This is a genomic window from Paracoccus sp. BR5-17 (assembly GCF_055693925.1).
In genome coordinates this window covers 1,009,712-1,028,349 of record NZ_JBVFUV010000003.1, presented here as the reverse complement: position 1 = coordinate 1,028,349, position 18,638 = coordinate 1,009,712, and the positions used below count along the sequence as shown (strand labels likewise).

General features: G+C 68.5%; 18 protein-coding genes. 8 read left to right on the top strand and 10 right to left on the bottom strand.

Annotated features, from left to right (window positions below; all coding sequences use genetic code 11):
- Positions 1 to 7 precede the first annotated feature (7 nt).
- On the top strand, positions 8 to 364 hold the full coding sequence (gene gcvH, locus ACZ1HC_RS06465; RefSeq protein WP_472700797.1) for a glycine cleavage system protein GcvH: 357 nt from the start codon (positions 8 to 10) through the stop codon (positions 362 to 364).
- Positions 365 to 429: 65 nt separating this feature from the next.
- Positions 430 to 3,267 carry an aminomethyl-transferring glycine dehydrogenase gene (gcvP, locus tag ACZ1HC_RS06460; protein ID WP_472699249.1) on the top strand — a complete coding sequence of 946 codons (2,838 nt, stop codon included), beginning with the start codon at positions 430 to 432 and terminating at the stop codon, positions 3,265 to 3,267.
- Between the two features lie 9 nt (positions 3,268 to 3,276).
- On the opposite strand, the gene argC is transcribed toward gcvP, so the two are convergent.
- The 10 genes from argC to ACZ1HC_RS06410 form a co-directional block, all read right to left on the bottom strand.
- Positions 3,277 to 4,188: an N-acetyl-gamma-glutamyl-phosphate reductase gene (argC, locus tag ACZ1HC_RS06455; RefSeq protein ID WP_472699248.1), complete on the bottom strand. Its 912-nt coding sequence runs from the start codon at positions 4,186 to 4,188 to the stop codon at positions 3,277 to 3,279.
- Between the two features lie 67 nt (positions 4,189 to 4,255).
- Positions 4,256 to 4,585, bottom strand: coding sequence for a DUF779 domain-containing protein (locus ACZ1HC_RS06450; protein ID WP_472699247.1), 330 nt, complete (start codon positions 4,583 to 4,585; stop codon positions 4,256 to 4,258).
- The gene (locus ACZ1HC_RS06445; RefSeq protein WP_472699246.1) at positions 4,582 to 5,640 is read right to left on the bottom strand and encodes a DNA topoisomerase IB; all 1,059 of its coding nucleotides are present in this window, start codon (positions 5,638 to 5,640) and stop codon (positions 4,582 to 4,584) included. Before ACZ1HC_RS06445 ends, ACZ1HC_RS06450 begins: the two co-directional genes overlap by 4 nt.
- 109 nt (positions 5,641 to 5,749) lie before the next feature.
- Positions 5,750 to 7,276: an aldehyde dehydrogenase gene (gene adh / locus ACZ1HC_RS06440; protein ID WP_472699245.1), complete on the bottom strand. Its 1,527-nt coding sequence runs from the start codon at positions 7,274 to 7,276 to the stop codon at positions 5,750 to 5,752.
- Positions 7,277 to 7,335: 59 nt separating this feature from the next.
- Positions 7,336 to 8,361, bottom strand: coding sequence for a GAF domain-containing protein (locus ACZ1HC_RS06435; protein WP_472699244.1), 1,026 nt, complete (start codon positions 8,359 to 8,361; stop codon positions 7,336 to 7,338).
- A gap of 80 nt (positions 8,362 to 8,441) precedes the next feature.
- Entirely contained in the window at positions 8,442 to 9,665 is a 1,224-nt protein-coding gene (locus ACZ1HC_RS06430) for an ABC transporter ATP-binding protein (protein WP_472699243.1), read from the bottom strand.
- 92 nt (positions 9,666 to 9,757) lie between these two features.
- A complete protein-coding gene (locus ACZ1HC_RS06425; protein ID WP_472699242.1) occupies positions 9,758 to 10,891 on the bottom strand; it encodes a carbohydrate ABC transporter permease in 1,134 nt (377 codons plus the stop codon).
- Complete coding sequence (locus ACZ1HC_RS06420; protein ID WP_472699241.1) at positions 10,891 to 11,886, bottom strand: carbohydrate ABC transporter permease; 996 nt, start codon at positions 11,884 to 11,886, stop codon at positions 10,891 to 10,893. The genes ACZ1HC_RS06425 and ACZ1HC_RS06420 overlap by 1 nt, the downstream gene beginning before the upstream one ends.
- Before the next feature lie 65 nt (positions 11,887 to 11,951).
- Complete coding sequence (locus ACZ1HC_RS06415) at positions 11,952 to 13,307, bottom strand: ABC transporter substrate-binding protein (RefSeq protein ID WP_472699240.1); 1,356 nt, start codon at positions 13,305 to 13,307, stop codon at positions 11,952 to 11,954.
- 81 nt (positions 13,308 to 13,388) lie between these two features.
- Positions 13,389 to 14,441 carry a quinoprotein relay system zinc metallohydrolase 2 gene (locus tag ACZ1HC_RS06410; RefSeq protein ID WP_472699239.1) on the bottom strand — a complete coding sequence of 351 codons (1,053 nt, stop codon included), beginning with the start codon at positions 14,439 to 14,441 and terminating at the stop codon, positions 13,389 to 13,391.
- A gap of 139 nt (positions 14,442 to 14,580) precedes the next feature.
- On the opposite strand from ACZ1HC_RS06410, the gene pqqA reads away from it, so the two are divergent.
- The 6 genes from pqqA to ACZ1HC_RS06380 all read left to right on the top strand — a co-directional run bounded on the left by pqqA (position 14,581) and on the right by ACZ1HC_RS06380 (position 18,627).
- Positions 14,581 to 14,673 (top strand): pyrroloquinoline quinone precursor peptide PqqA, encoded by a 93-nt coding sequence (gene pqqA / locus ACZ1HC_RS06405; protein WP_076522366.1) that lies wholly within the window; start codon positions 14,581 to 14,583, stop codon positions 14,671 to 14,673.
- Positions 14,674 to 14,744: 71 nt separating this feature from the next.
- Positions 14,745 to 15,626 carry a pyrroloquinoline quinone biosynthesis protein PqqB gene (pqqB, locus tag ACZ1HC_RS06400; protein ID WP_472699238.1) on the top strand — a complete coding sequence of 294 codons (882 nt, stop codon included), beginning with the start codon at positions 14,745 to 14,747 and terminating at the stop codon, positions 15,624 to 15,626.
- Positions 15,623 to 16,390, top strand: coding sequence for a pyrroloquinoline-quinone synthase PqqC (pqqC, locus tag ACZ1HC_RS06395; RefSeq protein ID WP_472699237.1), 768 nt, complete (start codon positions 15,623 to 15,625; stop codon positions 16,388 to 16,390). Before pqqB ends, pqqC begins: the two co-directional genes overlap by 4 nt.
- Entirely contained in the window at positions 16,387 to 16,704 is a 318-nt protein-coding gene (pqqD, locus tag ACZ1HC_RS06390) for a pyrroloquinoline quinone biosynthesis peptide chaperone PqqD (RefSeq protein WP_472699236.1), read from the top strand. The genes pqqC and pqqD overlap by 4 nt, the downstream gene beginning before the upstream one ends.
- Entirely contained in the window at positions 16,701 to 17,843 is a 1,143-nt protein-coding gene (gene pqqE / locus ACZ1HC_RS06385) for a pyrroloquinoline quinone biosynthesis protein PqqE (protein WP_472699235.1), read from the top strand. Before pqqD ends, pqqE begins: the two co-directional genes overlap by 4 nt.
- Before the next feature lies 1 nt (position 17,844).
- A complete protein-coding gene (locus tag ACZ1HC_RS06380; protein WP_472699234.1) occupies positions 17,845 to 18,627 on the top strand; it encodes a quinoprotein dehydrogenase-associated SoxYZ-like carrier in 783 nt (260 codons plus the stop codon).
- The last annotated feature ends 11 nt before the right edge of the window (positions 18,628 to 18,638 follow it).

The window sequence follows — 18,638 nt, the reverse complement described above, 5'->3', positions numbered from 1 at the left end:
TCCCATGCTGAAATATACCGAAGACCACGAATGGCTGCGCGCCGAGGGTGACGAGATCGTCGTCGGCATCACCGCCCATGCCAGCGAACAATTGGGCGATGTGGTCTTCATCGAGCTGCCCGAGGAAGGCCGTGAGGTCGAGGCCGGCGAGGAGGTCGTGGTGATCGAATCGGTGAAGGCGGCCTCGGATATCTCGGCCCCGGTGGCGGGCGTCATCACGGCGGTGAACGCCGCCCTGGCCGATGCGCCGGGCCGCGTGAACGAGGATCCGTCGGCCGCCTGGTTCTTTCGCATCAAGCCGGCCGATGCCTCTGCGATCGACGGTTTCATGGACGAAGCCGCCTATCGGGCGCTGATCGGCTGATCGTGCCCGGGGGCTGTCTGCCCCCGGACCCCCGAGGATATTTTGACACAGAAGATGTGGCGCGCATGACCCGCTGGACCCCGACCCGTTACAACCCCGACGATTTCGCCAACCGCCGTCACATCGGCCCCTCGCCCGCCGAGATGGCCGAGATGCTGAAGGTCGTGGGGGCCGAGAGCCTGGAGGCGCTGATCGACCAGACGGTGCCCGCCGCGATCCGGCAGGACGGCGGCCTGGATTGGCCCGCCCTGTCGGAGGCGGCGCTGCTGGACCGGATGCGGCAGGTGGCGGCGAAGAACACCGTGATGACCAGCCTGATCGGGCAGGGCTATTACGGCACCGTGACGCCCCCGGCCATCCAGCGCAACATCCTGGAAAACCCGGCCTGGTACACCGCCTATACCCCCTATCAGCCCGAAATCGCGCAGGGGCGGCTGGAGGCGCTGCTGAACTTCCAGACGATGGTGGCCGATCTGACCGGGCTGCCGGTGGCCAATGCCTCGCTGCTGGACGAGGCGACGGCGGCGGCCGAGGCGATGGCCATGGCGCGCCGGCAGTCGAAGGCGAAAACCGACGCCTTCTTCGTGGCCCACGACCTGCATCCCCAGACCATCGCCGTGATCGAAACCCGCGCCGCGCCCTTGGGCATCCGCATCGTCAAGGCATCGCTTGACGACCTGAAGGCGGACGAGGTCTTCGGGGCGATCTTCCAGTATCCCGGCACCTATGGCCATGTCCGCGACCTGACGCCCGAGATCTCGGCCCTGCACGCCGCCGGTGCGCTGGCCGTGGTGGCGACCGACCTGCTGGCGCTGTGCCTGCTGAAGGAACCGGGGGCGATGGGCGCCGACATCGCCGTGGGGTCGGCGCAGCGCTTCGGGGTGCCGATGGGCTATGGCGGGCCCCATGCCGGGTTCATGTCCTGCCGCGACGATCTGAAGCGCGCGATGCCCGGCCGCATCGTCGGCGTTTCCATCGACGCCAAGGGCAACAAGGCCTATCGCCTGGCGCTGCAGACCCGCGAACAGCATATCCGCCGCGAGAAGGCGACCAGCAACGTCTGCACGGCGCAGGCGCTGCTGGCGGTGATGGCGTCCTTCTATGCGGTGTTCCACGGGCCGGTGGGCCTGCGCGCCATCGCACAGCGGGTGCATCTGCACGCCGCCACCATCGCCGATGCGCTGCGCGCCGCCGGCGCCGAGGTCGCGCCCGAGGCCTTCTTCGACACGATCACCGTCAAGGTGGGCGTCGGTCAGGCGGGGATCATGGCCGCCGCCCGCCACCGCGGCATCAACCTGCGCAAGGTGGGCCGCGACCGCGTGGGCATCAGCGTGGACGAGACGACCGATGCCGGCGTGATCGCGCGGCTGCTGGACGCCTTCGGCATCACCGATGCGGCCACCCCGGCCGAAGGTCCGGCCATCCCCGAGGAACTGCTGCGCGAAAGCGATTACCTGACCCACCCGGTCTTTCACATGAACCGCGCCGAATCCGAGATGATGCGCTACATGCGCCGGTTGTCGGATCGCGACCTGGCGCTGGACCGGGCGATGATCCCGCTGGGGTCCTGCACCATGAAGCTGAATGCCGCGGCCGAGATGATGCCGATCACCTGGCCGCAGTTCGGCGCGCTGCATCCCTTCGCCCCGGCGGACCAGGCGGCGGGCTATGCCGAGGCGATCGGCGACCTGACCGAGAAGCTGTGCCGGATCACCGGATACGACGCGTTCTCGATGCAGCCCAACAGCGGCGCGCAGGGGGAATATGCGGGGCTTCTGACCATTGCCGCCTATCACCGGGCGCGCGGCGAGGACCGCGACATCTGCCTGATCCCGGTCAGCGCGCATGGCACCAACCCGGCATCGGCGCAGATGTGCGGCATGAAGGTGGTGGTGGTGAAATCGGCGCCCAACGGCGACATCGACCTGGAGGATTTTGCCGACAAGGCGGCCAGGGCGGGCGCGCGTCTGGCGGCGGTGATGATCACCTATCCCAGCACGCATGGCGTCTTCGAGGACACCGTGCGCCAGGTCTGCGACATCACCCACAGCCATGGCGGGCAGGTCTATATCGACGGGGCCAACATGAACGCGCTTGTCGGGCTGGTTCGCCCCGGCGAGATCGGCGGCGATGTCAGCCACCTGAACCTGCACAAGACCTTCGCGATTCCGCATGGCGGCGGCGGTCCGGGCATGGGGCCGATCGGGGTCAAGGCGCATCTGGCGCCCTTCCTGCCGGGCGACCCGCGCGAGGAAGACAGCGGCGCGGTCAGCGCGGCGCCCTATGGCAGCGCCTCGATCCTGCTGATCTCCTGGGCCTATTGCCTGCTGATGGGGGGCGCGGGGCTGACGCAGGCCACGCGCGTGGCGATCCTGAACGCGAACTACATCGCCAGCCGGCTGGCGGGCGCCTATCCGATCCTGTTCATGGGCAACCGGGGGCGGGTGGCGCATGAATGCATCATCGACACGCGCCCCTTCGCCGAACACGGCATCACCGTGGACGACATCGCCAAGCGCCTGATCGACAACGGCTTCCACGCCCCCACCATGAGCTGGCCGGTCCCCGGCACGCTGATGGTCGAGCCGACCGAGAGCGAAACCAAGGCCGAGATTGACCGCTTCATCACCGCCCTGCTGGCGATCCGGGACGAGATCACCGAGGTGGCCGAGGGGCGGATGGCCGCGGCCGACAGCCCGCTGCGCCATGCGCCGCACACGGTCGAGGATCTGGTGGCCGACTGGGACCGCGCCTATTCGCGCGAACAGGGCTGCTTCCCGCCGGGCGCCTTCCGGGTGGACAAGTACTGGCCGCCGGTCGGGCGGGTGGACAACGCCTATGGCGACCGCAACCTGGTCTGCACCTGCCCGCCGCTGGAAAGCTATGCCGAGGCGGCCGAATAGCGGCCGGGCCTAGAGGCCCGACCCCTCATCCACGCCCAGCATGATGTTGAGGTTCTGCACCGCCGCCCCCGAGGCGCCCTTGCCAAGGTTGTCCAGCACCGCCACCACCGTCGCGCAGCCGTTCTCGGCGTCGCCCTGGACGGTGATGCGCAGCCGGTTGGTGCCGTTCAGGTCCGTCGGCACGATGCGCGCGCCGGTTTCCCGGGCAACCTCGATGAAGCGCTGCCCGGCATAGTGGTCGGACAAGGCCGCCAGCAGGCTGTCGAGGCTGCGCCGGTCGTCCAGGAACAGCGGCACCTGCACGGCCATGCCCTGCCCGAAGTTGCCCACCGCCGGCGCGAAGATCGGCTGGCGCGACAGGCCGGCGCGGGCCATGATCTCGGGGATGTGCTTGTGCCGCTGGGTCAGGCCATAGACGAAATGCGCCGGGGCCTTGCCGCTGTCGTATTCGGCGATCAGCGCCTTGCCGCCGCCGGTATAGCCGCTGACGGCGTTGATGGTCAGGGGTTCGTCGGGCGCGATCAGGCCCGCGGCGACCAGCGGCGCGATGATGGCGATGGCGCCCGTGGAATAGCAGCCGGGATTGCTGACCAGCCTCGCCCCGGCGATCCGGGCGCGGGCGCCGGCATCCAGTTCGGGAAAGCCGAAGGTCCAGTCCGGATCCACCCGATGCGCGGTAGAGGCGTCGATGATCCGCGTGTCCAGATCGCGCGCCAGCACCACCGCCTCGCGCGCGGCGTCGTCTGGCAGGCACAGGATCGCCACATCGGCCTGATCGAAGGCCTCGCGCCGGGCATCGGCATCCTTGCGCCGCGCGGGATCGACCGCGATCAGGCGGATGTCGTCGCGCGCATCCAGCCGCTCGCGGATCTGCAGGCCCGTGGTGCCCGCCTCGCCGTCGATGAAAACGCTGTATGACATGTCCCGTCCCCTGCCCGATGTGCAGCGGCTTATAGGGGGCCGAGGCCCTGCTGCCAATGGCGGCCCGTCAGATCCGGCAGATTTCCGAACGGGTCAGGAACCGCTTCTCGCGCCCGTTGTCCAGGCTGAACATGCCGCCGCGCCCCGGCACCACGTCGATGATCAGGTCGGTATGCGCCCAGGCCTCGGCCTGGCTGGCGCTGATATAGAAGGGCGCGCCGCCGATCTCGCCCAGCTTCACGTCGCGCTCGCCCACCCGGAAATCGCCCTGCGGATAGCACATGGGCGAGGATCCGTCGCAGCAGCCGCCCGACTGGTGGAACAGGACGGGGCCGTGCTCGGCGACGATTTCGGCGATCAGTTCAAGGGCGGCAGGGGTGGCGGTGACGGTGCTCATGCCTTCAGCCTCTTCTTCAGGAACTCCAGAACCCGCCGCTCCTCGGGACGCAGGCCGGACTGCTGCAGATCGTCCTCGATTTCCTCGCGCAGTTCCAGCTTCAACTCGTCCGCCAGATAGGCGTCGATGACCTGCGGATGGACATAGCATTTGCGGCAGATCGCGGGCGTGTTGCCCAGGCGGCTGGCGACGCGCTCGATGGCCTCGCGGATGTTGCGCTTGGCGGCGGCCTGGCTGTCGCAGCGTTCGTATTCCGCAAGCGCCAGGGCGGCCAGCACCGTGCCGGTCCAGGTGCGGAAGTCCTTGGCGGTGATGTTCTGGCCCGAGATCTCGCGCAGATAGGCGTTCACCTCGGTCGAGGTCACCTTCTGGCGCTGGCCGTCCTCGTCCAGATATTGGAACAGGTGCTGGCCGGGAATTTCCTGCGCGGCGCGCACGATGCGGGCCACGCGGCGGTCGCGCAGGCCCAGGTTCCATTCCTTGCCGGACTTGCCCTTGAAGCGGAAGCGGATCTCGTTGCCGTCGAAGGTCACGTGCCGGTCGCGCAGCGTGGTCAGGCCGTGCGACTTGTTCTGCTTGACGTAATCGGCATTGCCCACCCGGATCATGGTGTTTTCCAGCAGATGCACGACCGTCGCCAGGACCTTTTCGGCAGGCATTCCGCGGCGCGACATGTCGGCGTCCACGCGCGCGCGGATCTGCGGCAGCGCATGGGCGAATTCCAGCATGTGGTCGTATTTGGCGCTGTCGCGCACGGCACGGAAATCGGGGTGGTAGCGGTATTGCTTGCGCCCCTTGTCGTCGCGCCCGGTGGCCTGGATATGGCCGCGCGGATCGGGGCAGATCCAGACATCGGTATAGGCGGGCGGTATCGCCAGCGAGGCCAGCCGCTGACGTTCGGCCTTGTCGGTGATGGTCTTTCCATCCGGGCCGCGATAGCGGAACCCCTTGCCGGACCTGACGCGGGTGATGCCGGGCATGTCGTCGTTGACATAGACCAGCCCTGCCTCCCTTGCGGCGTCGCGCGGGTCCGAGATGACGGCATCCTTGGGCATGATGACTGTTTTCCGAAAGCGGGATGGCTTCGGGGATCAACGCCACGGGCGGTCGTTGGTTGCGCGCAGGGGGCGGGCCCGCGCAGGCCCCGCCCCCTGCCCTGCCGGATCAGAAGAAGCCCAGCTTCTTCGGGCTGTAGCTGACCAGCATGTTCTTGGTCTGCTGATAGTGGTCCAGCATCATCTTGTGGTTCTCGCGTCCGATGCCCGACTGCTTGTAGCCGCCGAAGGCCGCATGGGCCGGATAGGCGTGATAGCAGTTGGTCCAGACCCGGCCGGCCTTGATCGCCCGGCCGAAGCGGTAGCAGGTGTTGGCCTCGCGCGACCAGACGCCCGCGCCTAGGCCGTAAAGCGTGTCGTTGGCGATCGACAGCGCCTCGTCCTGGTCCTTGAAGGTCGTCACCGACACCACCGGGCCGAAGATTTCCTCCTGGAAGATGCGCATCTTGTTGTTGCCGCGGAACACGGTCGGCTTGATGTAATAGCCGTTCGACAGCTCGCCCCCCAGATCCGCGGCCTCGCCGCCGATCAGCACCTCGGCACCTTCCTTGCGGCCGATGTCGAAGTAGGAGAGGATCTTTTCCTTCTGCTCGCTGCTGGCCTGCGCCCCCACCATGGTCGCGGCCTCGCGCGGATCGCCCTGCACGATCGCCTCGACCCGCTTCAGGGCGCGGTCCATGAAGCGGTCATAGATCGATTCGTGGATCAGCGCGCGCGACGGGCAGGTGCAGACCTCGCCCTGGTTCAGCGCGAACATCACGAAGCCCTCGATCGCCTTGTCGAAGAAATCGTCATCCTCGCGCGCGACATCCTCGAAGAAGATGTTGGGCGACTTGCCGCCCAGTTCCAGCGTCACGGGGATCAGGTTCTCGGACGCGTACTGCATGATCAGCCGCCCGGTGGTGGTTTCCCCGGTGAAGGCGATCTTGGCGATGCGCGGGTTCGAGGCCAGCGGCTTGCCCGCTTCCAGACCGAAGCCGTTGACGACGTTCAGCACCCCCGGGGGCAGCAGATCGGCGATCAGCCCCACGAAGACCATGATGCTGGCGGGCGTCTGTTCGGCCGGCTTCAGCACCACGCAGTTGCCGGCGGCCAGCGCGGGGGCCAGCTTCCACACCGCCATCAGCAGCGGGAAGTTCCAGGGGATGATCTGGCCCACCACGCCCAAGGGCTCGTGGAAGTGATAGGCGACGGTGTCGTGGTCGATTTCCGAGATACCGCCTTCCTGGGCGCGCAGCACGCCGGCGAAATAGCGGAAGTGGTCGATCCCCAGCGGCAGGTCCGCGGCCATCGTCTCGCGGATCGGCTTGCCGTTGTCCCAGGTTTCCGCCGTGGCCAGCAGTTCCAGGTTCTGTTCCATGCGGTCGGCGATGCGGTTCAGGATCAGCGCCCGCTCGGCCGCCGAGGTGCGGCCCCACTTGTCCTTGGCGGCATGGGCGGCATCAAGCGCCGCCTCGATGTCGTCGGCGTTCGACCGGGCGATCTCGCCGATCTCGGCGCCGGTGATGGGGGTGGTATTGGTGAAGTATTTGCCGGATTTCGGTGCGGTCCACTGCCCGCCGATGAAGTTGTCGTAGCGTTTGGCGAAGGGCATCACGCCCACGCCGCGGAATTCATGCGTCTGGTCGTTCGGCATAGCTTCCTCCTCTGGAAAACCCCCGGAGTCTCCCTCCTCCGGGCATGGCCACAAGGTCGTCAGTCGCGCGATTCGTTGCAACAGCTTCGCGCCCGGACGGGCGGTGAAGCTGTCTCACGATTGAGACAGTCAGGGATTTTTTCCGCCAGCCCCAGCCGCCCCATCCGGCGATAGAGCGTGGCCCGCCCAACCCCCAAGGCGCGCGCCGCGGCCGAAACGTTGCCGCCCGCCCGCGCCAGGGCCCGCGCCACGGCCGCGCGCTCGGCCCGGTCGAAGCCGGTCAGGTCGTCCTCGCGCCCCAGCAGGTCGGCGGCCGGGCGGGGCCGGATCGCCCCCTCGCGCTCCAGCCCCAGGGCCCGGCGGGCCGCGCGGGTGGCGCCGATCGCCAGGTCGTCCTTGTCCACCGCCAGCAGGACCGCCGCTTCGGCGCTGTCGTCCGAGGCGACGATGATGCGCGCCTGCGGAAAGCTGGCGCGGAAGAACACCGCCTCGATGGCGCGGGCGGTCTGGGCCACCTGCGCGCCGATCAGGCGGTTATAGCGTTCGGTCTGGTCGGCGCGGGCCGAACTGACATCGAGCGCGGCCAGCAGCCGCCCGTCCGGGCCCCAGATCGGCGCATCCATACAGGACATGGCGGTGTTGCGGGTGTGGAAATGTTCGTCGCGGTGGATGGTGACCTGCCGCCCCTCGGCCAGGCAGGTGCCGATGCCGTTCGTGCCCTGCGCCGCCTCGGACCAGACGGTGCCCTGCCACAGCCCCCAGTCGCGGAACTGCTCGGCCTCGGCCTCGTTCACCCGCTGGTCCAGCACCACGCCCTCGGCATCGGTCAGCAGCACGTTGCAGCCCGACAGCCCGACCAGCCCGAACAACTGGTCCAGCTGCGGCGCGGCGACCCGCAGGAACTGTTCCATGACCTGGCGCCGCCGGGCCAGTTCGTCCGCCGTCAGGTGGTCGGGGCGGCGGCGGTCAGACGGGTCCAGCCCGTGCTTGAGAAGCGAGCGCCGCCAGGACGCGGCCAGGGCAGAGGTCGCGGATGGCGACTGCGACTGCTGGGCAACAAGGTCGGCATGGCTGCGCTGTGTCATCGGTCCTCTCCCAAAGGAAGACTAGCGCGGATCCGGCACCGCGCAATTCAAGACTTTGGTCGCAGGCGGGCCGGGGCCGATCAGCGCACCGGACCTTCGGGCTTGATGAGCCCGTCTTCGATCCGGCCGCCGCCGTCGTCCCGGCCGGCGGGGGTGCCGCCCGGACTGCCCGATGGCGCGGCCATGCGCGGCTGATAGGGCGGCAGGCTGTCGGCGCCGTCGCGATACAGCAGCGACTGCCCCTTGTGGAACAGGTGCAGCGCCTGGGGATCCGCGGTCAGCCGCACCCGGCGGCCCTTGAGGCCGGGATGGATGCCCGGAAGCTTGGCGATGACCGGCACGGTGTCGGCCTGGGTGCCGAAATACAGCAGCGTCACCTCGCCCAGGGCCTCGGTCAGGTCCACCGTCCCCTCGAAGACCGGCGTTCCTTCGGTCTCGCGCATGTCCTCGGGGCGCACGCCGATGTTCACGGGCATGTCCCGATCGCCCGCCCGCGTCGGAATGGCCACGCGGGCCGTGCCGCCGCCGTCAAGCTGCACGGTGGTCATGGGGCCGGTGGCGGTGACGCGGCCGGGTAGAAGGTTCATGGCCGGGCTGCCGATGAACTGGGCCACGAATTCGTTGACCGGGCGCTCGTAAAGCTCCAGCGGGGCGCCCACCTGGGCAATGCCGCCGCCGGCCAGAACCACGATGCGGTCGGCCAGCGTCATCGCCTCGGTCTGATCGTGGGTGACGTAGATCATCGTGCGGTCGGGCATCGAGGCCTTCAGCTGCGCGATCTCGATGCGGGTGGCGACGCGCAGGGCGGCGTCCAGGTTCGACAGCGGCTCGTCGAACAGATACACCTTCGGGTCGCGCACGATCGCCCGGCCGATGGCGACCCGCTGGCGCTGCCCGCCCGACAGCGCCTTGGGCAGCCGGTCCAGATAGGGCGTCAGCTGTAGCATCCGCCCGGCGCGCTCGGTGGCCTCCTGCACCTCGGCCCTGGACTTGCCGGCGATCTTCAGGGCGAAGGCCATGTTGTCGCGCACCGTCATGTGCGGATAGAGCGCGTAGGACTGGAACACCATGGCGATGCCCCGCTGGCTGGGCGGGATGTCGTTCATCCGCTGCCCGTCGATCTCGAGCGTGCCGCCGCTGATGCGCTCCAGCCCCGCGATCATCCGCAGCAGCGTGGACTTGCCGCAACCCGAGGGGCCGACGAAGACCACGAACTCGCCCGACCGGATGTCGAGGTTGATGTTGCGCAGCACATTCACCTCGCCATAGGACTTGGCGACATCGGTCAGTTTCAGATCCGCCATTGGCGTCCCCCTCTTGAACCCTATCCCTCGATGATCCGGACCCGCCGCACCGGCCGGCGGTCCCGTTCTGCCCAGGACGCTTCCGCCAAGGCTCAGCCACCCTTCACGGAGCCGGCCAGAAGGCCGCGGACCAGATATTTCTGCATCGCGAAGAACACGATCAGCGGCACCGCGATCGAGATGAAGGCCGAGGTGGCGAGGATTTCCCATTCCCCGCCCCTCGAGCCCATCAGCTCGCGCAGCACGCCGGTCATGACCAGCTGTTCGCGCGTGTTGCCCAGAAAGACCGTCGCCACCAGCAGGTCGTTCCAGACCCACAGGAACTGGAAGATCGCGAAGCTGGCCAGGGCCGGAAAGGACAGCGGCAGGATGATCTTGCGGAAGATCTGGAATTCGGTGGCGCCGTCCACCCGGGCGCTTTCGATCACCTCGCGCGGCAGGCCGACCATGTAGTTGCGCAGAAGATAGACGGCAAGCGGCAGGCCGAAGCCGGTATGGGCCAGCCAGATCCCCAGATACCCCTTGCCGATGCCCAGTTCGTTGTGCAGCCGCAACAGCGGGATCAGCGCCACCTGCAACGGCACCACCAGCAGCCCCACCACGGCGGCGGTCAGCAGCGCCCGGCCCGGGAACTCCATCCAGGCCAGGGCATAGGCGGCGAAGGCCGCGATCAGGATCGGGATGACGGTGGCGGGGATGGTGACCGTCAGGGTGTTCATGAAGGCCCGGCCCAGCCCTTCGGCGGCCAGGACGCGGCCGTAGTTCTCGGTGGTCAGACGGGCGGGCGCGCCGGTGGTGACGAAGATGCGCTCGCCCCGCCGCATCTCGAAGGGGCTGTCCGAGGTCATGCGGTAGGTGCCGTCCTCGGCCACCGTCACCTGCCAGCCCTCGCCGATCTCGGCGGTCTCGCCGGGCTGGTAGGCGCCCGGCTCGCGGGCGCCGGTGCCCCAGGCGATCAGGGTCTGGCCTTCCTCCAGCACGCTGCCCTCGATCACGTACCGGCCGTCCTGCTCGACCGCGTCCTCGCCGGTGCCGGTCCTGACGAAGCCGGTCGCCTCTTGCGGGGAAAAGGACTGCCACCAGCCCGAGGTCAGGATCTGGTCGCGGTCGCGGAAGGACGACACCAGCAGGCCCAGCGTCGGGATCGTCCACAGCAGCACCAGCAGGAGGGCGGCGATGTTGACCGCCCAGGCCAGCGAGGATTTCTGTCCGGCCATGCCGTCCATCAGCGCACCTCCCGCCGCGCGTTGATGATGTTCCAGATCATGATGGGGGTGACCAGGATCATCAGGATGATGGCGATGGCCGATCCCCGGCCATAGTCCGGGGTGCCGCGGAACATCCAGTCATACATCAGGTTCGCCAGCACCTGCGTGCCCCATTGCCCGTTGGTCATCACGAAGACGATGTCGAAGACCTTCAGCACGACGATGGTGATGGTGGTCCAGACGACGGCGATGGTGCCCATGATCTGCGGCACCTTGATCTTGAAGAACACCTGCCAGGCCGAGGCGCCGTCCAGGATTGCCGCCTCGATGGTTTCTTCGGGGATGCCGCGCAGCGCGGCCGACAGGATCACCATGGCGAAGCCCGTCTGGATCCAGACCAGCACGATCATCAGGAAGAAGTTGTTCCAGGGGATCAGCGTCAGCCACAGCTGCGGATCCCCGCCAAGCGCCTGCACGATGGCGTTCAGCAGCCCGATCTGCGGCTCGCCCGGGGCGCGGTATTCGTAGATGAACTTCCAGATCACGCCCGCGCCCACGAAGCTGATGGCCATGGGCATGAAGATCAGCGACTTGCCGATGTTGCCCCATTTCAGCCGGTCGGTCAGTTGCGCGGCGATCAGACCGAACAGCGTGGACAGCGCCGGCACCACCAGCAGCCACAGCAGGTTGTTGCGCATGGATTCGCGGAACTTCGCGTCCTCGAGGTGCCAGGCATAGTTCGACAGGCCGACGAAGTCGCTGCCGCCCGCATCGTGCAGCGACCGCCACAGGCTGTCGAAGATGGGATAGACCAGATAGACGCCCAGAAACAGGATCGCCGGTCCCAGAAACAGCCAGGGCCGGATCTGGCCGGCCTTGCGGATGTTGTCGCCGGCGTTCGGCCCGCGCGCCGGATAGATCCGGTCCAGGACCCAGTTCGATCCCCAGAACCAGGCCACGCAGCCGAACACGCCGACGGCGATGGTGCTGACGGCCAGCCAGAACAGTTCCATTCAGGTACCCTCCCGCGGTGGGGCGCGGCGGATCGCCCGCCGCGCCGATGGCCTAGTTCGACGGCCTAGTTCAGCGTGGCCCAAGTCTGCTGGATGCGGTCCGCGACCTCCTGCGCCGAGGCGCCGCCGACGAAATCGACCATCGCCGTCCAGAAGGCCCCTGCCCCGACCGCGCCGGGCATCAGATCCGAGCCGTCGAAGCGGAAGGTGGTGGCGTCCAGCAGGATCTGGCCCATGTTGCGCTGCGTTTCGCTGGCATAGGCGTCCATGTTGACGCCGCTATAGGGCGTGACGAAGCCCGACTGCGCCATCCACAGTTCGTGCGCGGCGGGCGTCTTGAGGAACTCGATGAAGGCCATCGCCACCGGGTTGTCGGTGAAGACCCCGAACAGCGTGCCGCCGCCCAGGACCGGCTGGCCCAAGCTGCCGTCGGCGGGGGCGGGGAAATAGAAGAAGTCGTAGTCCTCGCCCTCGACGGTGCCTTCGGGGAAGAAGGACGGGATGAAGCTGGCCTGCCGGTGCATGTAGCAGGCGGGCGGGCTTTCGAACAGCCCGGCGGGGCTTTCGCGGAAGTCGTTCGAGGCGACCGAGGCCGCGCCGCCCGCCACGAAATCGTCGTTCCGGGCATACCAGCCGAATTCCTCGATGGCCGCGACGACCTTGGGATCGTTGAAGGGCAGCGCGTTGGTGGTCCAGGCGTCGTAATCCTCGGGGGTGTTCAGGCGCAGCATCAGATCCTCGACCCAGTCGGTCGCGGGCCAGCCCGTCGCGCCGCCCGACGCCAGGCCGATGCACCAGGGGGTTTCCCCGTCGGCGGCGATCTGTTCGGTCAGCGCCTTCAGATCCTCGTAGGTTTCGGGGACCTCGTATCCGGCGTCCTCGAAGTTCTCGGGGACATACCAGACCAGCGACTTCACGTCGGCCTTGTAGGGGAAGGCGAAGAACCTTTCGGTCCCGTCCGGGCCCGGATAGCTGCTGAGTTCCACCCAGCTTTCCCCCGCGGCGTAGTTCTCGCGCACCCATTGCGCGGTCTCCTCGCCCAGGTCGCGCAGATGGCCCCTGGCGGCCAGATCCGCGGCCAGGCCCGGCTGGGGCAGCACCGCGATGTCGGGGGGCGAGCCTGCCTCGCTGTCGATGACGATCTGCTGCTCGAAGCTGGTCGAGCCGGAATAGTTCACCGTCGCGCCCGTCGCATCCTCGAAATAGGCGGCGATCGAGGTGAACAGATCCTGGTCAGGCCCCAGCCACGGCCCCAGGATGGTGACGCTCTGGCCCTCGAGGTCGGCATGGGCGGCGGCGAAATCCTCGAGGCTCTGCCAGTTGATGCGCTCGTCGCTTCCCTTCTCGATCACCAGCTGCGCCTGCGCGCCTCCGGCAAGCAGCGCGGCCAGGGCCGCCGTCGTGCAGAACAGTGCTTTCACGTTTACCTCCTCGACTACCCGCAACCTCCGTGCGAGCCGTTGCGCCGATGGTCGCCCAGGAAGGTCCATCCTGTCAAATGCTTACTCCCATTCCAGTTCCTTGTAGGCGGCGGTGGCGTCGCGGGCGGCCGATTCGGGGAACGCGGCCCACAGCCCCGCAAGGGGGCGCAGTCCCTCGACGATGACCGGCACGGCCTGGGACATGGGCAGGCCGTCGCGGATCGCCATCCGGGTCTGATCGACCAGCATGGACAGGAAATCCTGCTGCGGCCCGACGGCCTCGGCCCAGGTGGCGGCGACCGGGCCGTGGCCGGGAACCACAGGGCCCTCGGCCCGCGGCCTGTCCAGCCAGGCCAGCCAGCCCGGCAGCGATCCATCGACGATCGGGGTCAGGCCGCGAAACACCAGATCGCCCGCGAAGAAGGTGCCCGTCGCGCTGTCGAGAACGGTCAGGTCACTGTCGCTGTGGGCGGCGGGCACGGCCGTCAGCGTCAGGACCCGCCCGCCCAGGTCGATCTCGCGGCGGTCGGCGACGACGGTGTCGGGCAGGACGATCCGGGTGCCCGCCATTTCCCCCGCCCCGTAAAGCCGCGTGAGGTTGTCCAGATAGACCGGCCCCCGCGCCCGCAGCGACTCGGCCAGGCGCGGATGCCCGATAATTCGGGCGCCGGCCTCGGCGAAGACTTCGGCGCCCAGGCTGTGGTCGGGATGCATGTGGGTCAGGATCAGGTGGCTGATCGGCTTGTCGCTGACGGCCCTGATCGCCGCCAGCAGCGCCTCGCCCTGTCGGCGCGAGGTGCCCGCATCGATGACCGCGATGCTGTCGCGGCCGATGACGAAGGCCAGGTTGGCGATCCAGCCGTCGGGGCTGCCCTCGAACTGGGCGATCCGGCCCATATGGACATGGACCCCTTCGGCGACCTGCTCGACGGGCAGCGCGGGCATCTCGGCGGCCGGCGCGCAGCGGACGTCACCCAAGGTCCAGCCCGGCTGGCCGGCCAGCCAATCGGCGCCGATTCGCGGCGCGGCGGCCTGACACTCGGCCGCGGCGTCGAAGGGCTGGCCGACCAGCGTCACCGGCCCGCAGGACTGCGGATCGCCCGCAAGACAGACGGATAAAATGGCATGAAACATTGCCGAAGGTTCCCAAAGGCAGGCGCCAGATCGCCAACTTTCCGTTACCTTGCGACCTTAGTCGTGTTGAAAGACGTTGTCTCTCCTCTAACATAGAGCGCAGTCGCCGTGATGGCGGCCGTGGATTTGGAGGAAATGCATGGCTTGGACGAAACCCACCCTGAAAGAAATCGCCTGCGGCATGGAAATCAACATGTACGCCCCGGCCGAGGACGAACCGGTCCTGTTCTGAGGCATCCGCTTCAGGCATCATGAACGGCCCCGTCCGGCACCATCGGGCGGGGCCTTTTCGTCAGGGGGATCATGCGGATCATCGTCTTGGGCGCGGCAGCGGGCGGAGGCCTGCCGCAGTGGAACTGCGGCTGCGCCAACTGCAACGCCGCGCGCGCCGGACGGATCCCGGCCATGACGCAAAGCTCTGTCGCGGTCAGCGCGGACGGCGTGGACTGGGCAATCCTGAACGCCTCGCCCGACATCCGGGTGCAACTGGCCGCGACGCCGGCGCTGCATCCGACGGGGCTGCGCGCGGTGCCGCTGCGTTCGGTGCTGGTGACGAACGGCGACATCGACCATGTGGCGGGGCTGCTGACGCTGCGCGAAAGCCAGCCCTTCGCGCTGTTCGCCACGCCCGCCATCCAGGCGGCGCTGTCGGACAACCCGATGCTGGCGGCGCTGCGGGGGGATCTGGTCGAACGCAGGCCCCTCGCCCTGGAGGAAGCGGTCCGGATCGCGCCGGGCCTGGACGCCAGGCTGTTCGCGGTTCCGGGCAAGGTGCCGCTCTATCAGGAGGGCGAGGTGATCGAGACGGGCCTGGTGGGCGAGACGACGGTCGGGGTCGAACTGACGGCCGGGGGGCGGCGGGCGCTGTACATCCCCGGCTGCGCCGATCTGCCCGGCTGGCTGCGGGACCGCATCGCGGGCGCCGACCTGCTGATGTTCGACGGCACCCTGTGGGAGGATGACGAGATGATCCGAATGGGCCTGGGCCAGAAGACCGGCCGCCGCATGGGCCACATGCCCGTCGTGCAGACGATTGCCGCGCTGAAGGATGCGGCCGTGGGCCGGCGGGTCTTCGTGCACATGAACAACTCGAACCCGCTGGCCGATCCCGGCAGCCCGCAGGCCGCCCAGGCGCAGGCCGCGGGCTGGCAGATCGGCCGCGACGGAATGGAGATCACGCTGTGAAGGACGCCTTGTCGGAACCCGGCCGGAACCAGCCGCAATCGCGCGAGGACTTCGAGGCCCGGCTGCGCGCCATCGGCGCCAGGCGGTATCACGACCGCCACCCCTTCCACGAACGGCTGCATGGCGGCCACTGCACCCCGGACGAGGTTCGTGCCTGGGTCATCAACCGCTGGATGTATCAGTCGCGCATCCCGATGAAGGACGCGGCCTTCATGTCGCGCGTCGAGGATCCCGACCTGCGCCGCCACTGGCGCAAGCGGATCGAGGATCACGACGGCGGCATCGACGAAGGCGGCGGCATCCGCCGCTGGCTGGCCCTGGCGCGGGCGGTGGGGCTGGATCCCGACTATGTCGCCTCGGGGGTCGGGGTGATGCCCGCGACGCGCTTCGCGGTCGAGGCCTATGTCCGCTTCGTGCGCGACATGCCGCTGCTGGATGCGGTGGCGGCCAGCCTGACCGAACTGTTCGCGCCGAAGATCCACGCCCAGCGGATCGAGGGGCTTCTGGCGCATTACGATTTCGCCGACGACACCAGCCTGGCCTATTTCAGGAAGCGCCTGACCGAGGCGCCGCAGGACGTGGCCTTCGGCCTGGACTACGTGCTGACCCATGCCGACACGCTGGAAAAGCAGGACGCGGCGGCGGCGGCGCTGACCTTCAAGACCGACGTGCTGTGGGCGCAGCTGGACGCGCTGTGGCACGGCTATGTCGAGGGCAACATCCCCCCGGGCGCCTGGCGGCCGGGCGAGGGGATGGCGCCATGACCGCCCAGCCCGCCGCCATCCGACCGGCCCCGCTGATCGGCGCCGACGACGTGCCCTATCTGCCGCGCGGGGTGCGCCTGCAGGACGACCGGGTGCGCGGCATCCGCGTGCTGCAGGCCCCCGAACGGGCGATGCAGCTGGACGCCATCGGCGATGCGATCCTGGGCGAACTGGACGGCAGCCGCAGCATGGCGGCGATCGTCGGGATCCTTGCCGCGCGCTACGACGCGCCGCCCGATCAGATCGCCGGAGACGTGCGCGATTTCCTGACCGGGCTGATCGAACGCCGCATGGTCTTTGTGAGGCAGCCATGAAGGACCAGCAGCACCAGCCCCGCGACCTGGACGGCAACCCCGTCACCCCTGGCCCGCCCATGGCCATGCTGGCCGAGGTGACGCATCGCTGTCCCCTGGCCTGCCCCTATTGCTCGAACCCCGTCGAACTGACCCGGGCGGCGCAGGAACTGCCGGCCGACGACTGGGGCCGGGTCTTCCGCCAGGCCGCGGATCTGGGCGTCCTGCAGGTCCATGTCTCGGGCGGGGAACCCGGCGCGCGGCGCGATCTGGCGCAGATCGTGGCCCATGCGCGCGACGCGGGACTGTATGTGAACCTCATCACCTCGGGGATCGGCATCACCCGCGACCGGCTCGAGGAACTGGACCGCGCCGGCGTCGATCACGTGCAGCTGTCCCTGCAGGGGATCCGCCCCGACATGGCGGACCGCATCAGCGGCCATCCCGGATCCTGGGACAAGAAGATGGCCTTCGCCGACTGGGTGAAGGAGATCGGCTTCCCCCTGACCATCAACGCCGTCGTGCATCGCCAGAACCTGGAACGCCTGCCCGAGATGATCGAGCTGGCCGAAGCCCTGGGAGCGCGCCGGATCGAGGTGGCGACCGTGCAGTTCCACGGCTGGGCGGACCTGAACCGCGGCGCGCTGATGCCCACCCGCGACCAGGCGGCCGTCGCCCGCCAGGTGGTCAACGACGCGCGGGTGCGGCTGCGGGGGCGCATGGTCATCGACTATGTCCCCGCAGACCACCACGCGGTCTTCCCCAAGGCCTGCATGGGCGGATGGGGATCCACCGGCCTGAACGTCGCCCCGGACGGCACCGTGCTGCCCTGCCACGCCGCGCAGTCGATCCCCTGGATGCGCTTCGAGAACGTGCGCGACCGCCCCCTGGCCGAGATCTGGCACGGCTCCGACAGCTTCAACGCCTTCCGCGGCACCGGCTGGATGCGCGAACCCTGCCGCAGTTGCGACCGCAAGACCGTCGATTTCGGCGGCTGCCGCTGCCAGGCGATGGCCCTTGCCGGGGATGCGCGGGCCACCGATCCGGTCTGCTCGCTGTCGCCGCTGCACGGGCAGGTCGTCGCCCGTGCCGAAGCCGATGCCGCCGCAGCGGCGGACACCGCCGCGTTCATCTATCGCCGCATGAGGAAGGGAGACTAGCATGAAGGAATACATCCTCGCCGCGCTGCTTCTGGCCACTCCGGTCGCGGCACAGGACAACCCCCTGCAGAACTCTCCGACATGGGAGGATCTGCGCGCCTCGGTCCTGGGGATCGAGGGCGACGTGCCGCTGGATCTGGCGGTGCTGGATCTGGACGCGCCCACCCGGGCCCACGAGGCGGCGGTGGTCCCGGTCCGCCTGACCCAGCCCGCGGGCGCCCCGCCGGTGCGGGCGGTGACGCTGGTCATCGACGAAAACCCCGCGCCGGTGGCGGCCGAATACAGCTTCGGCCCGGCGATGATGCCCCTGGATTTCGAATTCCGCGTCCGCGTCGACAGCTATTCGGACGTGCGCGCCATCGCCGACACCGGCAACGGCAACGGCAACCGGGTCATGGCGGGACGCTTCGTCAAGGCCTCGGGCGGATGTTCGGCGCCGGCCGGCAAGGACATGGCCGAGGTCGAGGCGACCATGGGCCAGATGCGGTGGAAAAGCGACCGGCAGGACGGCCGCAGCATCGGCACGCTGATGATCCGCCATCCCAACTTCTCGGGGCTGCAGCGCGACCAGGTGACGCTGCTGAACATCCCCGCGCATTTCATCGACCGGCTCGAGGTGCGGCAGGGCGACGAGGTGCTGTTCACCTTGCAGGCCGGGATCTCGATCAGCGAGGATCCGGTGTTCCGCTTTGCCTACGCCCCCAACGGCCAGCCCATCCATGTCCGCGCCGAGGACACCGAGGGCAACGTCTGGGAACGGACTTTCGACGCCATCACGGGATAAGGATCCGATCA